The organism is Polaribacter filamentus (assembly GCF_002943715.1).
Lineage (GTDB): Bacteria > Bacteroidota > Bacteroidia > Flavobacteriales > Flavobacteriaceae > Polaribacter > Polaribacter filamentus.
In genome coordinates this window covers 1,064,868-1,083,599 of the sequence record NZ_MQUA01000013.1, presented here as the reverse complement: position 1 = coordinate 1,083,599, position 18,732 = coordinate 1,064,868, and the positions used below count along the sequence as shown (strand labels likewise).

The 18,732-nt window shown below is 30.3% G+C and carries 17 protein-coding genes and 1 pseudogene; 8 read left to right on the top strand and 10 right to left on the bottom strand.

The genetic code is table 11. From position 1 onward, the window contains the following. Positions 1–63 precede the first annotated feature (63 nt). The 8 genes from BST83_RS07080 to BST83_RS07045 all read right to left on the bottom strand — a co-directional run bounded on the left by BST83_RS07080 (position 64) and on the right by BST83_RS07045 (position 6,333). Positions 64–1,071 (bottom strand): alpha/beta hydrolase family protein, encoded by a 1,008-nt coding sequence (locus BST83_RS07080; protein ID WP_104809181.1) that lies wholly within the window; start codon positions 1,069–1,071, stop codon positions 64–66. A 168-nt stretch (positions 1,072–1,239) separates the two neighbouring features. After that, entirely contained in the window at positions 1,240–1,500 is a 261-nt protein-coding gene (locus tag BST83_RS07075; protein ID WP_104809180.1) for a hypothetical protein, read from the bottom strand. A gap of 923 nt (positions 1,501–2,423) precedes the next feature. Continuing rightward, the gene (locus tag BST83_RS07065; RefSeq protein WP_104809178.1) at positions 2,424–3,014 is read right to left on the bottom strand and encodes a hypothetical protein; all 591 of its coding nucleotides are present in this window, start codon (positions 3,012–3,014) and stop codon (positions 2,424–2,426) included. After that, positions 3,004–3,477 carry an RNA polymerase sigma factor gene (locus BST83_RS07060; RefSeq protein WP_104809177.1) on the bottom strand — a complete coding sequence of 158 codons (474 nt, stop codon included), beginning with the start codon at positions 3,475–3,477 and terminating at the stop codon, positions 3,004–3,006. Before BST83_RS07060 ends, BST83_RS07065 begins: the two co-directional genes overlap by 11 nt. Beyond that, complete coding sequence (locus BST83_RS19835) at positions 3,478–3,624, bottom strand: glycine zipper domain-containing protein (protein WP_170062755.1); 147 nt, start codon at positions 3,622–3,624, stop codon at positions 3,478–3,480. Between the two features lie 5 nt (positions 3,625–3,629). Then, a complete protein-coding gene (locus BST83_RS07055) occupies positions 3,630–4,475 on the bottom strand; it encodes an alpha/beta fold hydrolase (protein ID WP_104809176.1) in 846 nt (281 codons plus the stop codon). Between the two features lie 355 nt (positions 4,476–4,830). Then, the gene (locus BST83_RS07050) at positions 4,831–5,064 is read right to left on the bottom strand and encodes a hypothetical protein (protein WP_104809175.1); all 234 of its coding nucleotides are present in this window, start codon (positions 5,062–5,064) and stop codon (positions 4,831–4,833) included. 201 nt (positions 5,065–5,265) lie between these two features. Beyond that, complete coding sequence (locus BST83_RS07045; RefSeq protein WP_104809174.1) at positions 5,266–6,333, bottom strand: WD40/YVTN/BNR-like repeat-containing protein; 1,068 nt, start codon at positions 6,331–6,333, stop codon at positions 5,266–5,268. A 46-nt stretch (positions 6,334–6,379) separates the two neighbouring features. Here BST83_RS07045 and BST83_RS07040 point away from each other — a divergent pair. Then, a pseudogene (locus BST83_RS07040) lies at positions 6,380–7,347 on the top strand (patatin-like phospholipase family protein). A 10-nt stretch (positions 7,348–7,357) separates the two neighbouring features. Here BST83_RS07040 and BST83_RS07035 read toward each other — a convergent pair. Further along, a complete protein-coding gene (locus BST83_RS07035) occupies positions 7,358–8,824 on the bottom strand; it encodes a GFO_1087 family putative carboxy terminal peptidase (protein ID WP_104809173.1) in 1,467 nt (488 codons plus the stop codon). 2 nt (positions 8,825–8,826) lie between these two features. Then, entirely contained in the window at positions 8,827–10,281 is a 1,455-nt protein-coding gene (locus tag BST83_RS07030) for a S41 family peptidase (RefSeq protein WP_104809172.1), read from the bottom strand. 153 nt (positions 10,282–10,434) lie between these two features. On the opposite strand from BST83_RS07030, the gene BST83_RS07025 reads away from it, so the two are divergent. The 7 genes from BST83_RS07025 to BST83_RS06995 all read left to right on the top strand — a co-directional run bounded on the left by BST83_RS07025 (position 10,435) and on the right by BST83_RS06995 (position 18,615). Beyond that, positions 10,435–10,944, top strand: a complete 510-nt coding sequence (locus BST83_RS07025) for a GFO_1088 family ECF-type sigma factor (RefSeq protein WP_104809171.1) — start codon at positions 10,435–10,437, stop codon at positions 10,942–10,944. Further along, positions 10,931–11,353, top strand: coding sequence for a PG0215 family putative anti-sigma factor (locus BST83_RS07020; RefSeq protein ID WP_104809170.1), 423 nt, complete (start codon positions 10,931–10,933; stop codon positions 11,351–11,353). Before BST83_RS07025 ends, BST83_RS07020 begins: the two co-directional genes overlap by 14 nt. A gap of 41 nt (positions 11,354–11,394) precedes the next feature. Then, complete coding sequence (locus BST83_RS07015; protein WP_104809169.1) at positions 11,395–11,913, top strand: GFO_1090 family protein; 519 nt, start codon at positions 11,395–11,397, stop codon at positions 11,911–11,913. A gap of 61 nt (positions 11,914–11,974) precedes the next feature. Beyond that, positions 11,975–12,511 (top strand): GFO_1091 family lipoprotein, encoded by a 537-nt coding sequence (locus BST83_RS07010; protein ID WP_104809168.1) that lies wholly within the window; start codon positions 11,975–11,977, stop codon positions 12,509–12,511. Positions 12,512–12,683: 172 nt separating this feature from the next. Continuing rightward, positions 12,684–15,125, top strand: a complete 2,442-nt coding sequence (locus tag BST83_RS07005) for a M1 family metallopeptidase (protein WP_104809167.1) — start codon at positions 12,684–12,686, stop codon at positions 15,123–15,125. Positions 15,126–15,663: 538 nt separating this feature from the next. Next, positions 15,664–16,452, top strand: a complete 789-nt coding sequence (locus BST83_RS07000) for a carboxypeptidase-like regulatory domain-containing protein (protein WP_104809166.1) — start codon at positions 15,664–15,666, stop codon at positions 16,450–16,452. 303 nt (positions 16,453–16,755) lie between these two features. Next, positions 16,756–18,615, top strand: a complete 1,860-nt coding sequence (locus tag BST83_RS06995; RefSeq protein WP_104809165.1) for a B12-binding domain-containing radical SAM protein — start codon at positions 16,756–16,758, stop codon at positions 18,613–18,615. Positions 18,616–18,732: the final 117 nt, after the last annotated feature.

The following is an 18,732-nucleotide window of genomic DNA, read 5'->3' as shown; positions in this document are numbered from 1 at the left end:
GATTCAATTTTTATAGTTGCCAACGACCTTGATAAAATACATTTTAACTTTTGTTGGTGGTAGTTATTTTATTAATTCTTCAAAAGCGTATTTTTTGAGTATTTCGTGGCCTCCTTCGAATAATGTTAGTTTGACATTATTCGTTTCCTTACGAAGTATTACTTCTCTTCCTGAAATTTGTCCAAATTCACCTAGCGGTTTTCTGAATTCAAGGAGTGCTAATTTTTCGGTATCTGAAACATACTTAGTACTATCAGGCACACTGAGATCCCTAAGTAATTTATTATAGAAGTTAATGGAATGGGTAATAGGAATAACACCATTCCCAATCATGCCGTCATATATTCCTGTTGATATTTCTAATGTTGAATAATTCAACTTATCAATAGGTGTTTTCCAGAATATTGGTGATTTCTGCTTCGCAATTTCCTCATTTAAAACGTCACCTTCAGATTGGGTGCAAGCAAGAATTTGAGGAGCATATTCAAGTTTGAGGATTTTAGTTTCTTCATGCCATTGTATCAAATCCACCAAAGGAACCCAGGATGAGAATTTTTTAATTTTATGTTTCGATTTCATAAACATTGCTAAAGTTGCATATCCGCCTCCACTCATTCCAATTACATAAATTCTTGATGTATCTACGTTTGCATTTTCTATAGCAAAATCTATTGACGCATCAATGTCTGATATTACCATTTCACCGCAACAAGCATCTTTCGTATTGTTGGCACCTCTAAAATTTGGATGGATATAGTTGTAGTCCTTTTCAAATGAAAAATCATTTATTGAATCGTACTGAGTGTAAGTGGCACTCCATGTGTGAAGACTAACTACTAAAGGTTGTGGGTCAAGCGATTTAGTTTTGTAAAAATATGCGGATTGCAGCGTTTCATCTATGGGAGATTTAATTTCCACAATATTAAATTCATCACTCCATTTTGGAGCTTCTTTGATTTCAACATTTTGGTCTTCTTTGTTCAGGAAATTTGGTAATATATCAAACTGATTTTCAATAATTACCCCGACACCTAGAGATATTATAATGATTAGCAAGGAAGTCTTATTCATAATTTTATTTTATTCGGATTACCGCCAAGGATTTTCGGCTTGCAGAAGTTGCGAACTTCGTGACCTTATAATTTTCTACTAAGATAGAATTTCTTGCGAAAGAAATTTATCAATCTTGCAAAATTCTCGCAATTTCTGCAAACTGCTGTTAGCGGATAGCACTTTTATTTATTCAAATATTCGATGTTTAAATAAATCTTTCATTTTTTCAAAATTTTGTTTTGGGTTTTTGCAAATGTATATTCTCTGATGCAGTTCTTCTTCGTTGTCTAAGTATGGATTATAAATACTTTTGACAAGAGTTACTTTTCCAAAATAAGGATTGAAAAACTCGCCAACTTGATAACTTAATGCAATTACAGTATTTGGCATTTCTCCACTTGGTGTCCAACTATAATAATTTCTGTGATAGGAGAATGCTTTTGGCAAGTTGTATTCTTACCCAAATAGATTAACTGCTCCTGTTTGAGCATAATGTTTGCCCCAAATTTTACAATTTTGCTTTTCATTTTCTGGCAAACTATCAAAAACTTTTTTTAATTCACTCATTGTTTTTTTCTATTTTTATTGAGTATAATATTCGTCATATTTTACACCATCAATATCTTTCTTTTCAAATTTGTAAATGGAATGCAAATAATGATTGAAAATATATAAACCGGCATTTCGAATGAAATTAATATAGAACCTGAAAATAAAAGAAATATTATAGGAAACAAAACCATTAATGATTTTGAATTACTTTTTGTTCCCAAAATATTCCTGCAAAGGGCAAGATTGTTAAAATGATTGGAAAAAAATAATATGATTTTCCTTTACTAAATAGCAATAAAAGAAACGAAAGCATAATTGAAAATGCTAAAGGTTTATAAAGTTCGATTTTATTAGATTTGAATAGAAAAAATATAGCAGGAAAAACCAAAATAAGCGAAATTGGATTGGAAGCAAGAATTAAATTTTTCAAATTATCAATTCTCGAAATTTTATCTAGTTGCGTTTCGTATAAGCTACTAAACATTTGAAATACAGGAAAATTATTTGTGTATTGCCAATAAATATTTGGCAGAATTATTGTAAAAGTAAGCACTATAAGTAATCCAATATTTTGTTTTAATTTAGTTTAATTCAATATCCATATTTGGATGCTAAGGTTTATTGGGCCTACAGCTATACGTTTTCATGCCTTGCGATTTTACGGACTAAAGAAGCCTAAACCTTTTGGTTAAGAACTGACTTCAAAAGCACAAAAACCAAAATAGCGCAAAACCTATGTTAGTGGTTCATTCTTTATTAGACAGTTTATTTATTAAATCTGCTGTGTTAACTAAAATGTTATCTATATCATGCCCTTTTTATTCGTCAAGTTGATTGTTTACCATTTCAAATTTGGAGATTATGCTGTCTAATTTTGCTCTTTGCTTATTTATTTGCTTTGGTCTTAAATAGAACCAATTAAATAAAATCCATATAAAAGTAATACCATAAGTTACTATTCCCCAAATTGTTTTCATTCGGGATGTATATTCATACATGTATAGACCAATCCCTATTGAAAGTAAAATGAAATACAAATTCAATATGGTTGTTTCCATAAATTTTTGCTTGGATTTAATTGCTATTAAATTTTTTAAATAATCACTATTACTTTGTGAGTTCTTGTAATTTTTAAAAAGAGAATAGCTTTTGTTATAAGCTAAAAGAAAAATTACCATTGCTAAAATGATTAATATAATTCCAATTTTTGTTGTGATTAATTGTGGTTGATAATATATCCAAATGCAGATTATAAATATAGAGTGAGTAAATAATAATAGGTTTGTAAATACTAATTTTTTAAAATTAGATTGTTTCATTTTTTTAATATCAGCTATTAAATTTTCCGGATTAGGTGCAACGGATGTTTGCTTAGCCCACAAGTCTTTAAAATTAATATTATCGTTCATTACTAGTAAATTTCTGGTTTAATTTTTCTTTTATTCTGTGAATCTTTACTCGTATGTTGGCTTCTGATAGCCCAACGATACTTGCTATTTCGGCTTGTTTTATTTCTTCAAGTTCCAGTGAAATAATGATACGGTCAATTTCCGGAAGTTCAGCAATACATTTGTATAAAAACTGAATTTGAGGTTCAATATTAGGTTGCTTCTCTTCTGTTAAATTTAATGGTAATTGTCCTTTTGGAAAACGATTTTGTTTTTCAATTTGTCTCAAGCAGTTATTGGAAGCAATTCTAAAAATCCAAGTTCCTATGCTGGATTCGTTTCTAAATTTAGGAAGTTGTTCCCAAACACTTAAAAAGGTTTCCTGTGTAAGGTCTTGTGCAAGGGCATGATCGTTTACATACCCCATGCACAAGCGAAATATCTTTTGCCAATAGCTTTTATATATTTCTTCAAACACCTGCATTTATCGTTTGATTAATTTTATTTTAGACGCTAAGCTAAAGATTAAAATTAGAACAATACCTACTGCAATATTTTTTGTTGCTATTCCAACTGCGGCCCCAATAATGATTCCTTGCTTAGTTGGTATAAAATAGTTTAATTTTTTCATTGTAATTAATTTAAAAAGTTATTTAATTGGTTCAAATACCATTCTTTGTCATCATACATTATAAAATGTAACCCCTTGGTTGAATACTCTAAATTGGCATTTTTTAGGTTTTTGTATTGTTCTTCTATAGCTGGTTTTATAGTTTTAAAAGAGTCTTCCAATAAAATTAAGGATGGACATTTTATATTTTCTATTTTTTGTCTTAAATCGGTATTTGTGAAATCGCAATACATTTCTGCAAATGTTTTTCTGTCTGAATTTACACTCCAACCAATAACCAATTCTTGTTTTGAAGTTTCAGCAACAAGTCTGGAAATAGAATTTGTTTGTATTTGATAAAATTGCTCTTGTGTTAGTGCAGTCATTTGATTTACAAGTTGAGAACAATCTGGGTTTTCAATAGCTTTAAAAGCTGGATTTGAAAGTGCTTGTAAACAAGGTAGTGCATCAACGACTACAATTTTTTTAATAAGATCAGGATAATCTGAGGCAATTGCTAATGCCAAACCACCACCCATACTATGACCGATTATAATTGGTTTTTCAATTTTATTTTCTTTAATGTAATTGACAATACTAGTTTCCCAATTTGTGAATGTTGCATTTGGTTGTGGTTTTACTTCTGCAAAACCCGCCATAGTCAAGGTGTAACAAGTGAAATCTTTTTCGTAAGTTAATTTTGTTTCGTTCCAGACTTCTCCAGAACTTGCAAAACCAGGAATAAAAATGATGGATTGTTTTCCTTTTCCGCTAATTTTAACATCAAAGGGATAGGACTTGGTTTGTGCAAAAACCATTGAACTTATAAATGTAAATACAAATGGTAAGAGTAAGAATTTGATTTTTTTCATCTTGATTATTTTTTTGTGTTCGTCTTTTAGATACGAGGATACCTAAAATGTTACAGTCTTATAAAAAATAATTTCAAAACGCTCTAAAATGGCTATTCGGTAGATCTTGGATTCAATGAATGAATAGTTTCATACGTAAAGTCACCTTTTTTTCCTTTATAAACAATATCAACAGATGGTTTATCTAAAAGTGTAATTTCTTTTAATTTTATTTTGATTAAACCTTTCGCTAATTTTTCTTATTCTTGTTGAATCATAAAGGCATCATCAAAAGTAATTTTATTTTTGATAAAAGTAACATGAATCAAAACAGTTTCTGTCAATTGTTTTGTGGTGTTTGCTGCAAAATGGAAGATTATACTTCATCTTGATATAAATTGATTTTCCAATTTTTGGGAAGCTGTAAAGAAAACAAGTTTTTTACATCATCAACTTTTTCTAGATTTTTATATGCTGTAGTTAAACAATTAAAATCTTTGCTAATTTCTGACTGTTTTGCGCAAGAAAAAAGTAGGAGTGAAGCTATTAAAAGAACACTATATGTTATTTTGGACACGGGTTTCATAGATTTATACGGATGATTGTTCATTTAAATTTTACGGATTATACTTTATTGAGTTTAAAATCATTTAGGACATGGAGAGGTTATAAAAGAATACAATGTCCGTTTTTGACACAGATTTACACGGATGATTTTCATTTAAAATTCAGGAATTGATACAACCTAAAATATCATTATAGATAAGTATGAAAAAGAAACTTTGCACCTTTGTGAGAAAAATCTCACAACTTACTCTAAAACCAACTTACCAATTTTTTGATTGCCACTTAACCAAGCCATATGTTCATTTACAAATTGAATGGCATAAAACGTATCGGTAGAAACTTCTTTCCAAGAAACGCCACCATCATTCGAAAAAGAAACACCAGTTACGCCAACTGCAAAAACTTCTTGCCCGTTTGTGTTTGGTACATATTGCACACAACTTTTATAATTAGGATTTTTATTATCTGCAACTAAAGTCCACGTTTTACCACCATTTTTCGTAATCGCTTTATTTGCTTTGTTTTCTTCTGGTTTAGAGTAATCGCCACCAATTATAATTCCGTTATTTTTATCGGCAAAATCAATAGAATAAATTCCTTGAGATGCTGTTCCGTGAATTATTGGCGTATCAAAAATTTGCCATGTTTTCCCAAAATCATCCGACTTTAAAACACGTGCTTTTGCTCCTCCAGAAGCAATCCAGGCTGTACTTCCTAAAGTTTTTATGTTGGTATTACTTGCAGCGAAAAAAGCTTCACCCTTTTCAAATTTGGGTAAATCTTCACACGAAATTTTACTCCAAGAATTCCCACCATCCGAAGTTAAAATTATGGACGCACAATCTTCTGTTGGATCGCCAACTGCAATTCCGTGAAAACCATCATCAAAAAATTGAATTGCATCATAAAAAGTTTTTTCATGATTCTCTTCATATACCAATTCAATTTTATCTGCTGTCTTTTTATATCCTAGTTCAGTTTTAATTTTAGATATTTTATACAATAAAGCGGGATTTTCAATTGAAAGCGCAAAAAAAGCATCCCCATTTTTGGCTAAACTTCTAAAATGTGGAATAATAGAATCTTGAAAAGTAATATATTTTACAGACCAAGATTGTCCTCCATTGTAAGTGTAACCAAAATCACCTTTAGAACCTGCATAATAGACCGTTTTTGCATCGATTACTTGAATAGCCCTAATGCTTGTGTTTTTAATTTTAAGTTCATTTATTTTAATATTTTTTGAAGTTTTTTGTTTTGAACACGATATAATCAATAGGAATGTGAAAATTAGTACTGATATTCTTTTCATTTTTAATATTTTTATACTACTAAGTTAAACAAATCATTTGTAGTTCATGAAAAAAGCATTGGTAATTTCTGGTGGAGGAAGTAAAGGAGCATTTGCAGGCGGTGTTGCCCAATACTTAATGAAAAAAGAAAACAGATCGTACGATTTGTTTGTAGGCACATCTACAGGTAGTTTAATGGTTTCTCATTTGGCTTTGGGAATGCTTGATGAGTTGCAACATTTATATACGAATGTAAATCAAGAAACTATTTTTAGCAATAATCCTTTTAGAATTAAAATTGTTGCTGGCGAAAAAGTAATTAGTATTCGACATTTAAATACCTTATGGAATTTCTTAAATGGAAGAAAAACTTTTGGAGAAAGCAAAAATTTACGCACTTTAATTAAAAATAACATCACTGAAAAGATGTATGAAGAAATTAGAAAAAGCAACAAAGAAGTTGTGGTAACGGTTTCTAATTTAACTACAAATCAAATTGAATATAAATCTAGTAATGATTGTACATACGAAGATTTTGCAGATTGGATTTGGGGATCTTGTAATTATGTACCTTTTATGAGTTTGTTAGAAAAAAATCATTGTCAATATGCAGATGGTGGTTTTGGATCTTTAGTACCAATTAGGGAGGCAATTTTAAGAGGAGCAACAGAAATTGATGCTATTATTTTAGAGACGGAAGTTACACAAACAAATAGAGTACCTTCTAAAAATCCTTTTACATTATTGTTTGATGTGTTTGATTTTATGCTAACACACGTAGAAAGGCATAATATCACTATTGGTAAATTGGCTGCAAACAATAAAAATGTAAAATTAAATTTATATTATACCCAACGGTATTAACCACAAATTCTTTAATTTTTGATAAAAAATTAATGCATACCTGGTGGAAATCTGGTTACAGATATGCGAAGTCAAAAAGAGAGGTTTTAATGAGCGAATTTAGACCAGATATTTTAACAGATAAAGAAGCCGTAGAAGGAATTGATGATGTTGAGAAAATAGATTTGTAGTTTTACATCTCTATTTCTTTAAATCCATAAACATATTGTCTTTTGCAGGTGTGGCTAATTTAGAATTGAATATTTCATTAAAATCAAAGGTCTTACTTTCATTATTACTCGATTTTGCACCAGTAGTTATATAAACTAAAGTTCTGTCTAATAAAGGGTCAGAGCGCTCGCCAAGTACCCCTAAATTATTGTAATCTTCACCTAATTCTACTCCTGGTAAAGTTATTCCAGGTACAATTCCGTTTGGATAATTTTTATTATCTTTATTACTAATCTCAAAAACCAAAGGTTGCATTGCATATCTATGATTTGGGTTTAAATTGTTTCCGGTTCTTTGTAAATTATCAGAATCATACAACGTAATAGAACCCACTTGTTTTCCTCTAGTTGTTTTACCAACTACTTTTACATCGATATAAGAACTTAAAGAATTTATAACCAATTCTGATGCAGAAGCTGTGCTATAAGTGGCTATAAAATATACTCTATCTAAACCCAAACTGTTAAGGTTTTCTTTCAAAATTACGGTTCCGTTAACATCTGTATTGCTAATTTCATCGGTAAAATTATTTATAAAACTATTAGCAGAAAATGCATTTCTAATTTTATCATTCCAAACTTCTTGCGAATATAATTGTCCTGTAAATTGTCCGGTAATCATACCTCCCAAATAGGTTGCAGTGCGCACAGAACCACCTCCATTATAGCGTAAATCTATAATTAATTCAGTAATATTTTCTGATTTTAAATTCGCAAAAGCAGCATTTAATTGTCCATCATAATTTCTTGCAAATTGATTGTATAATAGGTATCCAATTTTTTTTGTCCCTTCGGTAAAAACTTTGGTTATTGCAATTGGGTTTTCTTGAATTTCAATTTTTGATAACGAAACGGATGTAGTATTGGAAACGGGATTTCCATCATTATAATCAGCAAAACCTACTATATAATTTGATGTATCACTAAATAATAACGCTTGATAATTATCAATTGTTAATTGAGAGCCATTGATATTGTTGAAAAGCATGCCTCTAGAAACAGCCTTTGTAGCCGCATCAGAATTCGGGATAACATAACGTACATAGCCATAGACATTATTAGAACCGTTTTTATATTGAACTAAGCCAAACTCCATTCCGTTACTAACATTAATTCCTTGAAAGGAATTTTCTAGCGCAATATAATCTTCAACAATCCATGAAAAACGGTCTGTAGGTTTGTTTAATAAACTTTCAAAAACGGCTTCGGGTGAAGAATATCCTCTAAAATAAAAGTGTAAATCTTCTGAATTCACGAATTTATCATCCGCTAAATCTGGTACCTCTTTTTGCCATAAATAATAGACATTTAAACCATTCCATATAAATTGGTGGAGTTTGTCATTTATGGTGGATTCGATTGAATATGACTTTTGTTTTTCACAAGAAGTACATAAAAGAACAATTGCTAAAACACTACTTATAAAGATTTTCTTCATTCTTAAAGGGTATTAGGTAAATTTTGATTAATAAAAATGCCTTTGTCAATTTCTCTCTGACGACTGATACTGTTGAATAAGTACTCGAAATTACTAGGATTACAAATTGAATTTGCACCCGAGCTTCCTGTTGAAATATAAGTTAAAACTCGATTTAAAATAGGATCTGATGCTTCTCCTAAAACGCCTAAATTTAACAAATCTTCATTTTGACACAATATAATGTTTGGCTCAAATCCGTTGCTGTAGGTTTGATCGTTTTTATTTAAAAAACTTAGCACGATAGGTTGTAAAGCAACTGTATGTGTCGTATTTCTTAAAGGAAAATCATAATCAATTGAATGGTATAAAGAAATAGAACCCGTATTATTCCCAGCTGTTTTGTTACCTATTATATGCACATTTATATAAGGTTTTAAACTGTTTATTAATAACTCAACCGCTGATGAACCCGAAAAATTAGTTCCGTTTAAAATGATATATACGTCCTTTAAATTTAAACCATTAATTGGTGTAGTTGCATTTAAGTTATCTGGAAATTTAGTCAATAAGGAATCTGGTTGATTTGCTAAAAACCAAGGTTGTGCTTTTGAATTCCATTCTTCTTTTATTAAAACTTCATCTGTGAATTGACCAGAAATCATAGCAGCAATTTGTGAGATACTTTTAACAAAACTTCCACCGCCAATATTGTATCTTAAATCGATAATTAATTCGGTAACATTTTGATTTTTAAGACTTAAAAAAGTATTATTTAAATCATTCATATAACTAGAAGAAAAATCATTATTGTAAGCTACATATCCAATTTTATCTGAACCCTTAGTAATTATTTTCTCTAAAAAAGTAGGAGTATAGTAGTAGTTTTGTTTTTCTAAGGGTACTATTTTAGCATTTGGAATACTTGCTGTTCCGTTAAAACTTGCCATTTGTAAGGTGAAATTATCTGATCCGTTTACCAGTAAATCAAGATAATTTGTTTTTGTAAGTTGTATTCCTTCAACTGCGTGAAAAAATTCACCTCTTGTAATGTTTTTGTTTGCTGCATCAGAATTTGGTAAAATATGAGTTACATACCCTAAAACATTTTCTGTATTATTTGGTTCTGCTATAATTCCGAATTCCAACCCATTTGCAAAAGCAGTTCTTAACTCGCTAGTATGTATCGTGTTGTAATCTTCAGTTAAACTTGATTTTACATCGGAAGAAATTAATAAACTTGAAAACAACGAATTATAATCCGGAAAAGTACTCAAATAAGTGTTTAATTGTTGATCAGAATTAAAGCGGGTATCGGCTAAATCAGTTATTTCATGTTGGTACAAATAGTAAGCGTTTAAACCTTTCCAAACAAAATCGTGTACAACCAAATCTTGAGGTACTTCATATTCTTTAGAGCAGCTTGCAAAAATTGTAATGAATATTGATAGGTAAATAATTTTTAAAAAACTCCTCATGTAAGTAAATATTATTTGTAGTAAATTTAACGCAATTTAAACATATTTAGTATTTTTTTAAAATATCGTTGTAACAAAATAATTTATGCATCGTCTTCATTATGTACACCTGCTATAAGAGATGAAAAAATAGCAGACAAACAGATAAAAAAAATGAACCAATCAGACTTCCTTAGAGTTGTTTTACCTTTTAAAGATAAGGTCTTTAGATTAGCAAAAAGATTATTAGTTTCTACAGAAGAAGCTGAAGATGCTACTCAAGAGTTGTTTTTTAAATTGTGGAAAAGTAAGGACAAAATAGCTGATTATAATAATGTTGAAGCATTTGCAATGACCATGACAAAGAATTATTGTTATGATCGTTTAAAAAGCAAACAAGCAGGTAATTTAACATTAGTACACAATAATTATAAAGAAAAAGATACACCTTTAGACAAACAATTGGAATATCAAGATAGTGTAAACCAAGTACATTTATTGATAGAAAAATTGCCAGAACAACAAAAAATTATTATTCAACTTAGAGATGTAGAAGAATATGATTTTGATGAAATCTGTAAAATGGTAGATATGAAACCTACCGCAGTAAGGGTTGCATTATCTAGAGCAAGAAAAACAATAAGAGAAGAATTAACTAAAAAACACAACTATGGAGTTAGCTAACATAGAAAAATTAGTAGAAAAATATTTAAATGCAGAAACTACTTTGCAAGAAGAAACAACCTTGAAAAACTATTTCACAGAAGGTTCTGTTGCACCACATTTGCAAGAGTATGCGTATATGTTTACTTATTTTGCTACTGTAAAAGATGAAACCTACACAAAAACCATTGCGTTAGAACCTCAGAAATCTAAAAGAAGAAACTACAAATGGTTATCTGTAGCAGCATCAATAGTGCTATTGTTTAGTGTGTTTATTGGTAAACAAGAATATGAAAGATACCAAGCATTAAAACAATTTGAACAAATAAGTAAAGGATTAAGATTGCTTTCTCAAAACCTAAAAAAAGGAGAACAAGCAGTGGCAACTTTATATACTTATGAAAACACTGTAAATAAAATATTAAAATAAAACCAAGTAAAGAATAGTAAAACCAAGTAAGCACAGAAATTATGAAAAAAATAATAGTATTAATAGCATTAATAGTTGCGCCACTAGTAACGAATGCACAGTCTTTTTTTGATACTTTAGAAGACACAGAAGGGGTTGATATGGTAGTTGTTACCAAAGACGCTTTTGAGTTAATCTCTAAATTTAAAAATGTAAAAATTGATGACAATGAAGGCATGAAAGTCTTTAAAATGATTCAAGAATTAAAAGAATTTAAAATGTTTTCTACTGATAATGCATCGGTTGCAGACAAAATGGAAAGGATGGTTAATACCGCAATAAAAACACAAAACTTAACACAATTAATGCGTATCAAACAAGATGATTCTCGCATTAAGATCTATGTAAAATCAACAAAAAACAAAGATTATGTAAGTGAAGTTTTAATGTTTATTAAAGGTTTGAGTAAGAAAACAAACCAAGCATCCGAAGCGGTGATTGTTTCTTTAACCGGCAATATAGACATTAACAAAATGTCTGAATTAGCAGACACTTTTGTAAAAGAGGGTAACAAAAAATAAAACCAAGATTAGAAAGTCAGGTGATTACAAACCTGACTTTCCATTAATTAAAACATACAAAATGAAAAAAATAACCACACTATTTTCTTTCGTCTTTTTAGTACTATTTGTGAGTTCTTGTAAAAACGAAAAATCATTACAAAGTTACTTAGTAGATACTAGCGGAAAAGAAGGTTTTTTTACAGGAGATTTACCTGTAGGTTCTTTAATTACGGCGAAAGCAGCTGTTTCTGATGAAGTAAAAGAAACAATGAAAAGTATCAAAAAAATTAATGTTGCTTTTTTACAAAAAACAGCAGATAACACCGTTGCTTATGAAGCAGAAAAAACTACTCTGAAAAATATTTTCACAAATAAAGAGTATAAGAGCTTAGGAGCCGTAAAAGCAAAAGGTATGAATGTAAGCGTTTATTACACAGGTAATACAGAGTCTTTAGATGAAGTGATTGCTTTTATGTATAGCAAAGATTTAGGCGTAGGAGTAGCAAGATTATTAGGCGAGAATATGAATCCTGCAAAAGTAATTGAAATGCTGAATAGCATAAAAATGGATGGAGATAATTTAAAAAATTTAGGTAGTATTTTTACCGGAAAATAATACTTTTTTAAAAGAAATTTACAAGTTGGAAGTAGAGAGTTGAACTCTTTAACTTCCAACTTTCTTTTTTTTTTAAAGAAAACAGTAACTTCTAACTGCGTGCTTATTTTAACGGCTAATTAACAGCTACTGTCATCAGATTTCTTATTTTTGAGTTTTTATAGAACGTTTTATGAAATATCAGAAAATAGTAGTTTTTTGTTTTGTATTGATAAGTTTATTGTCTCAAGCGCAAAGTAAAGTGTATCAATCAGAAAGAGAAAAAATTCACGATTTAGTGCATACAAAATTAAATGTCGATTTTAATTTTGAAAACAAAACGATGAATGGTGAAGCTTGGATTACTGCAAAACCACATTTCTACAGCACAAATTTTATCACTTTAGATGCAAAAGCAATGCTAATTCATCAAGTTTCAATGAATAACACTGCTTTAAAATACACCTATGAAGATGGTTTAAATTTGATTATTAGCTTACCAAAAACCTATCAAAGAGAAGAAGAATTTACTATATATATAAAATATACAGCACAACCAGAAAAGGTATATCAAAAGGGAAGTGTTGCAATTACAAGCGCCAAAGGATTGTATTTTATAAATGCAGATGGATCAGAAAAAAACAAACCGACTCAAATCTGGACGCAAGGAGAAACCGAAGCAAGTAGCTGTTGGTTTCCAACAATTGATGCTCCAAATCAAAAAACATCTCAAGAAATTTATATGACCGTTCCGGATAAGTTTGTAACACTTTCTAACGGGGCACTTATCAGTCAAACAAAAAAGGGAAATAACAGAACAGATTACTGGAAATTTGATCAAAAACATGCACCGTATTTGTTTTTTATGGGAATTGGTGAATATGAAATCATTAAAGATTCCTACAAAAATATTCCTGTAAATTATTATGTAGAAAAAGAATTTGCGCCGTATGCAAAAGATATTTTCGGATTAACGCCTGAAATGATGGGGTTCTTTTCTGAGAAATTAGGTGTAGAATATCCTTGGAATAAATACAGTCAGATTGTTGGTAGAGATTATGTTTCTGGCGCAATGGAAAATACAACAGCTGTAATGCATGGCGAACAAGCCTATCAAAAACCGGGACAATTAATTGATGAAAACGTGCAAGAGAATACGATTGCACACGAACTTTTTCATCATTGGTTTGGCGATTTGGTAACCGCAGAAAGTTGGTCTAATTTAACGTTAAACGAATCTTTTGCCAATTATAGCGAGTATTTATGGAGAGAATATAAATACGGAAAAATAAATGCGGAAATGCATTTATTTGAGAACGTAGATGCCTATTTGAACGGACAAAGTGACAGTAAGGATTTGGTGCGTTATACCTATGACGATAAAGAAGATATGTTCGATTTGGTTAGCTACAATAAAGGTGGCGCTATTTTGCACATGTTGCGCACGTATTTAGGTGATGAAGCTTTTTTCTTGGGATTAAAACAGTATTTAAATATCTACAAATACCAAGCTGCAGAGGTAGATCAGTTAAGATTGATCTTTGAAAGCTTAACAGGCAAAGACTTGAATTGGTTTTTTAATCAATGGTATTTTGGAGCTGGACATCCAAATATTGAAATTTCTTACGATTACAATACCTTACGTAAAACGGTGACTGTAAATGTGGTTCAATTACAAACAGCTGCTTTTAAATTCCCTTTTGTTATTGATGTTTTCGAAGGAACAAAAAGAACGAGACATACTGTTTTTGTGGATGCAAGAGATGCTTCGTTTACGTTTCCGTATACAAAACAACCAAATTTAATTCAGGTAAATGCAGATAGATCTTTGGTTTGCGAAATAAATGAAAACAAAGTTTTAAGCGATTATATTTTTCAGTTAAAATATGCTGATAATTATGCGCATAGACGAGAAGCTTTCTTAATTATCGCCAAAAAACAAGAGGATAAAGACGCTTTCAACGCTGTAGTTTACGCTTTGGACGATACCTCTTATAAAATCAGAATTTTAGCTTTGCAACAAATCGATTTAATCAATAAGTTCTCTAAGAAAGATGTGATTCAAAAAATTATGGATATTGCCAATACGGATTCAAAAACATTGGTGCAAGCTGAAGCAATTAATACGTTAGGTAAATTAACAGACCCTGCATTAAAACCAATTTTTGAAAAAGGATTGCAAAGCAAATCGTATTCGGTGTTGGGTAAATCCTTAGTTTCTTTGTATTATGTTGATAAACCGTCTGCAATTGCTAAATCTAAACAATTACCAGATGAAGTTCGTAAAATTTTGGCAACCCCGTTAACAAGAATTTTTATTGAAGAAAATGACGAATCAGAATTACCGTTTGTAGCAAAAAGTGTGTTGTCTGGAATGTATTTAACCGGCGATGACGCAACAAAAGTATTGTTTCAAAAAGCATTTAAACAAATTTCTGAGACCAACAATTCTGAGGCCATTCAAAATCTAGTGGATGATATGATTGAAAAAGGAAATCAGTATAAAGGCTTTAATTTTGATAAAGTGGTCATTAATTTAATGCGAGATATGATCAAGGAGCAACAGAAAGCGAACAAACCAAACAGAGAAAGAAATATAGATATTATTAAAACTGCTATGGCGAGATTATTATAGGTTTTACTTAGTTATATCGATATCATTTTAAAAAGTTTTACAAATAATATAATTCATAATGTCTTTCTGAACCGGCATAAAGCAGGTTTAGAAAGACATTATTTTGTTGGTGACTTTCTAAACAATGAATAGGTATTTATAGTTGTAATCACTTCTGTTTAATCCTAAAATCATAAATATACTTCGTTTTTAACAATTGAGTCTTTTACATACTGTTTGCAGACATTAGTAGTAACTGAAATAAAAAATAGGCTTTGAGCGAAGTTCGGTTTTTACATTTAGAAAATCCACAAAGAAAAAACCCTTTTTTAAATCAAGGTTTTCCTAAAAAAAAAATGTCTGTTTTTTAAATAATTTACAGAAATAAACACTTCCAATAATTAGCTCTGAATTCAATTCCTAAACTTAAAATTATGGATCAGTCTCATTTCTTCTTTATCAATTGTCAATTTAAATAACTCTTTATTATAAAAGTTTACAGTCATAAATTTTCAAGTTTAAGTCAAATCGATTATTTTTAACAAAATAAAATTTCTACATGAAAAAACTATTAGTATTTCTTTTACTACTCACAAACTTTGTTGCTTTCTCTCAAGATACCAAGCGTGAAAATGTTAATGGAAAAGTTATTGTTGAAGGCAATGATATCGGAGGTATAGCAATTTATAATCCGGCATCAAGTATTGGTACCGTTACAAATGAAAATGGGGAGTTTATAATTGCAGTGGCTTTAAATGACTTGTTAGAAATTAGAGGTTTAGAGTATCAAAACTTTGATGTTAAGATTAATGAATCTATACTAGAATCAAAGAAGATACACATTTTTTTAATTGAAGAAATTAATAAATTAGACGAGATAATTGTAATAACAACAAAAAAGCTTAGTGGTAATCTTTCGACAGATCTTAATAAGGTAAATACCTTTAACCAAAAGCTTGATGCTATTTATTTTAGTATAAAAAATGATGATAGCTATAAAAACATTAGCGATTCCAGAAATCAAGTTAGAAAAAAAGTAATTCCGTCAGAAACTCAAACAATTACTGATGGATTAAATATTGTAAACCTAGTAGATCAGCTATTGATTCCGCTTTTTAGATCTAAAGTAAATAATAAAGAAGCACTAGGAATGCCAGAAGTTCCAGCAAAATTTGTTAGACACTATTTGGGTTCTAATTTCTTGATTCAGAATTTTAATATTCCAGCGCATCGAGTAGAAGAGTTTATTAGATATGTAGAAGACGATACGTTTGATTTTAACTTGTTAAACTATGGTAATGAAATAGAATTCCTTGAGTTGATTAATAAAAAAGTAAAATATTTCTAAAACCCAAAAAGTAATTTTTATCTTATATAGTCACATTGATGTAATTTGTTGTTGTCTAAGATTAAATGGCTTTTTAAATCGATAATAATCACACATAAAAATAAATAAAGCTTAGTAAGAGTAACTTATAGTTGTTTTTAGTCCAGCTAGGATTTTTCATTGAGAAAGTAAATCAGGGAAAACCTTTTTTTTTCAAAGAATCTTTTGAATACCAAACACTTTTTCAAGTTAACAACAAAAACCAACCAAATTTTTACTCACTTTTCATAATTCAGATAGTATCTTTACACTTTATTTATTTTTATGTCTATAAACACGCTTTTAATAACGCCTCCTTTTACACAATTAAATACAGCCTATCCTGCCACTCCATACATCAAAGGTTTTTTAGATTCTAAAGGTGTACAAACAACTCAAATGGATTTAAGTATCGAGTTATTTACGGCTGTTTTTACCAAAGAGTTTATCGACGCAATTTTTAAACAAGCAGCAATGCTAGGCAATAAAGAGTTGCCTTTGGTTTGGAATCAAAAGGAAGAATACATCAATAAAGTAGATTCTGTCATGAATTATTTACGTGTTCAAGAGGTTACCGCCGCGTATCAAATTGTACATAAAGATTATTTACCTCATGGCCATCGACGCATAAAATTAAATAAAGATTTAACAACCGAGTTTGGAAAATTAGGGATTTTAGACAAAGCAAAACACATCGCAACGCTGTTTGTAGAAGAATTGGGCGATTTTATAAATGCTAACGTCGATGAGTTTTTCTCTTTTACGCGCTATGCAGAACAGCTGGCAAGAGCAGCCTCTAGTTTTGATACCATTGATGACTATTTGCAATATGAAACCACCTTGGTAGAAGATGAAATGTTGTACTTGTTGGATGAGAAAATTAAGCAAGATAAATATGATTTAATCTGTTTTACAGTTCCGTTTCCTGGCAATTTATTTGCTGCTTTGCGATGTGCGCAGTTCATTAAAAAACAATATCCTACGCTTAAAATAGCAATGGGCGGTGGCTATTGCAATACAGAACTTAGACGTTTATCAGATCCAAGAATTTTTAATTTTGTCGATTTTATTACTTTGGATGATGGAGAAGGTCCGTTGTTAAAAATAACGGAGTTTTTAGATGGTAAAATAGGTGAGGAGTCTTTAGAGAGAACTTATATCTGCAGAGATAACAAAGTGCTATATGCTAATAAATTTCCAAACACCATTTTTCATCATAAAAATTTACCAGCACCAAGTTATATTGGTTTGCCAACAGATAAGTATTTGTCTTTTTTGGATGTGATGAATCCGATGCACAGAATGTGGTCTGACGGAAAATGGAATAAGCTCACTATTTCTCACGGCTGTTATTGGAAAAAATGTTCTTTTTGTGATGTTAATTTAGATTACATCAGCAATTATGAAAATACGACCGCAGATGATTTGGTGAATAAAGTTGAAAAAATAATATCAGAAACGGATATTACAGGTTTTCATTTTGTGGATGAAGCTGCGCCACCAAAAATGCTAAGAGCTTTGGCTAACAAATTAATAGAACGAAAGGTGTATATTACTTGGTGGACGAATATTCGTTTCGAAAAAACCTTTACGGCTGAATTGTGTTCTTTATTATCTAAATCTGGATGTATTGCTGTTACTGGTGGTTTAGAAGTTGCTTCGGATAGATTGCTGGAGAAAATGAAAAAAGGAGTTGATATTGCACAAGTAGCTAGAGTAACCAAAGCTTTTTCTGATGAAAACATTATGGTTCATGCTTATTTAATGTTTGGTTTTCCAACAGAAACAGCACAAGAAACCATCGATTCTTTGGAAGTTGTTCGTCAGTTATTTCAAAGTAATTGCATCCAATCTGCTTTTTGGCATCAGTTTGCATGCACAAGTCATAGTCCGGTTGGTAAAAATCCTGATGAATTTCAAATTAAGATTACAGGACCAGAATTTAAAGGTTTTGCAGAGAATGATTTGTACCACGAAGATCCAACAGGAGCAGAGCATCACCTATATAGTGAAGGCTTAAATACTGCCTTAAATAATTATTTGAACTACAAAGGATTTGAGATTCCTTTACACAAGTATTTCGACTTTAAAGTTCCTAAAATAACCTTAGAAAGTGATTTGATAAAAGGATTTTTGAAAGTTTAGAGTGCCCTTATTTTTTTATTTTATTACACCAAGAATATCTTATTAATTAGTAATGGTTTTCATTTTAGAACAAGCCAAGGGTAATTGCAACAAAGTAAAACTATCAATAATTTGCTG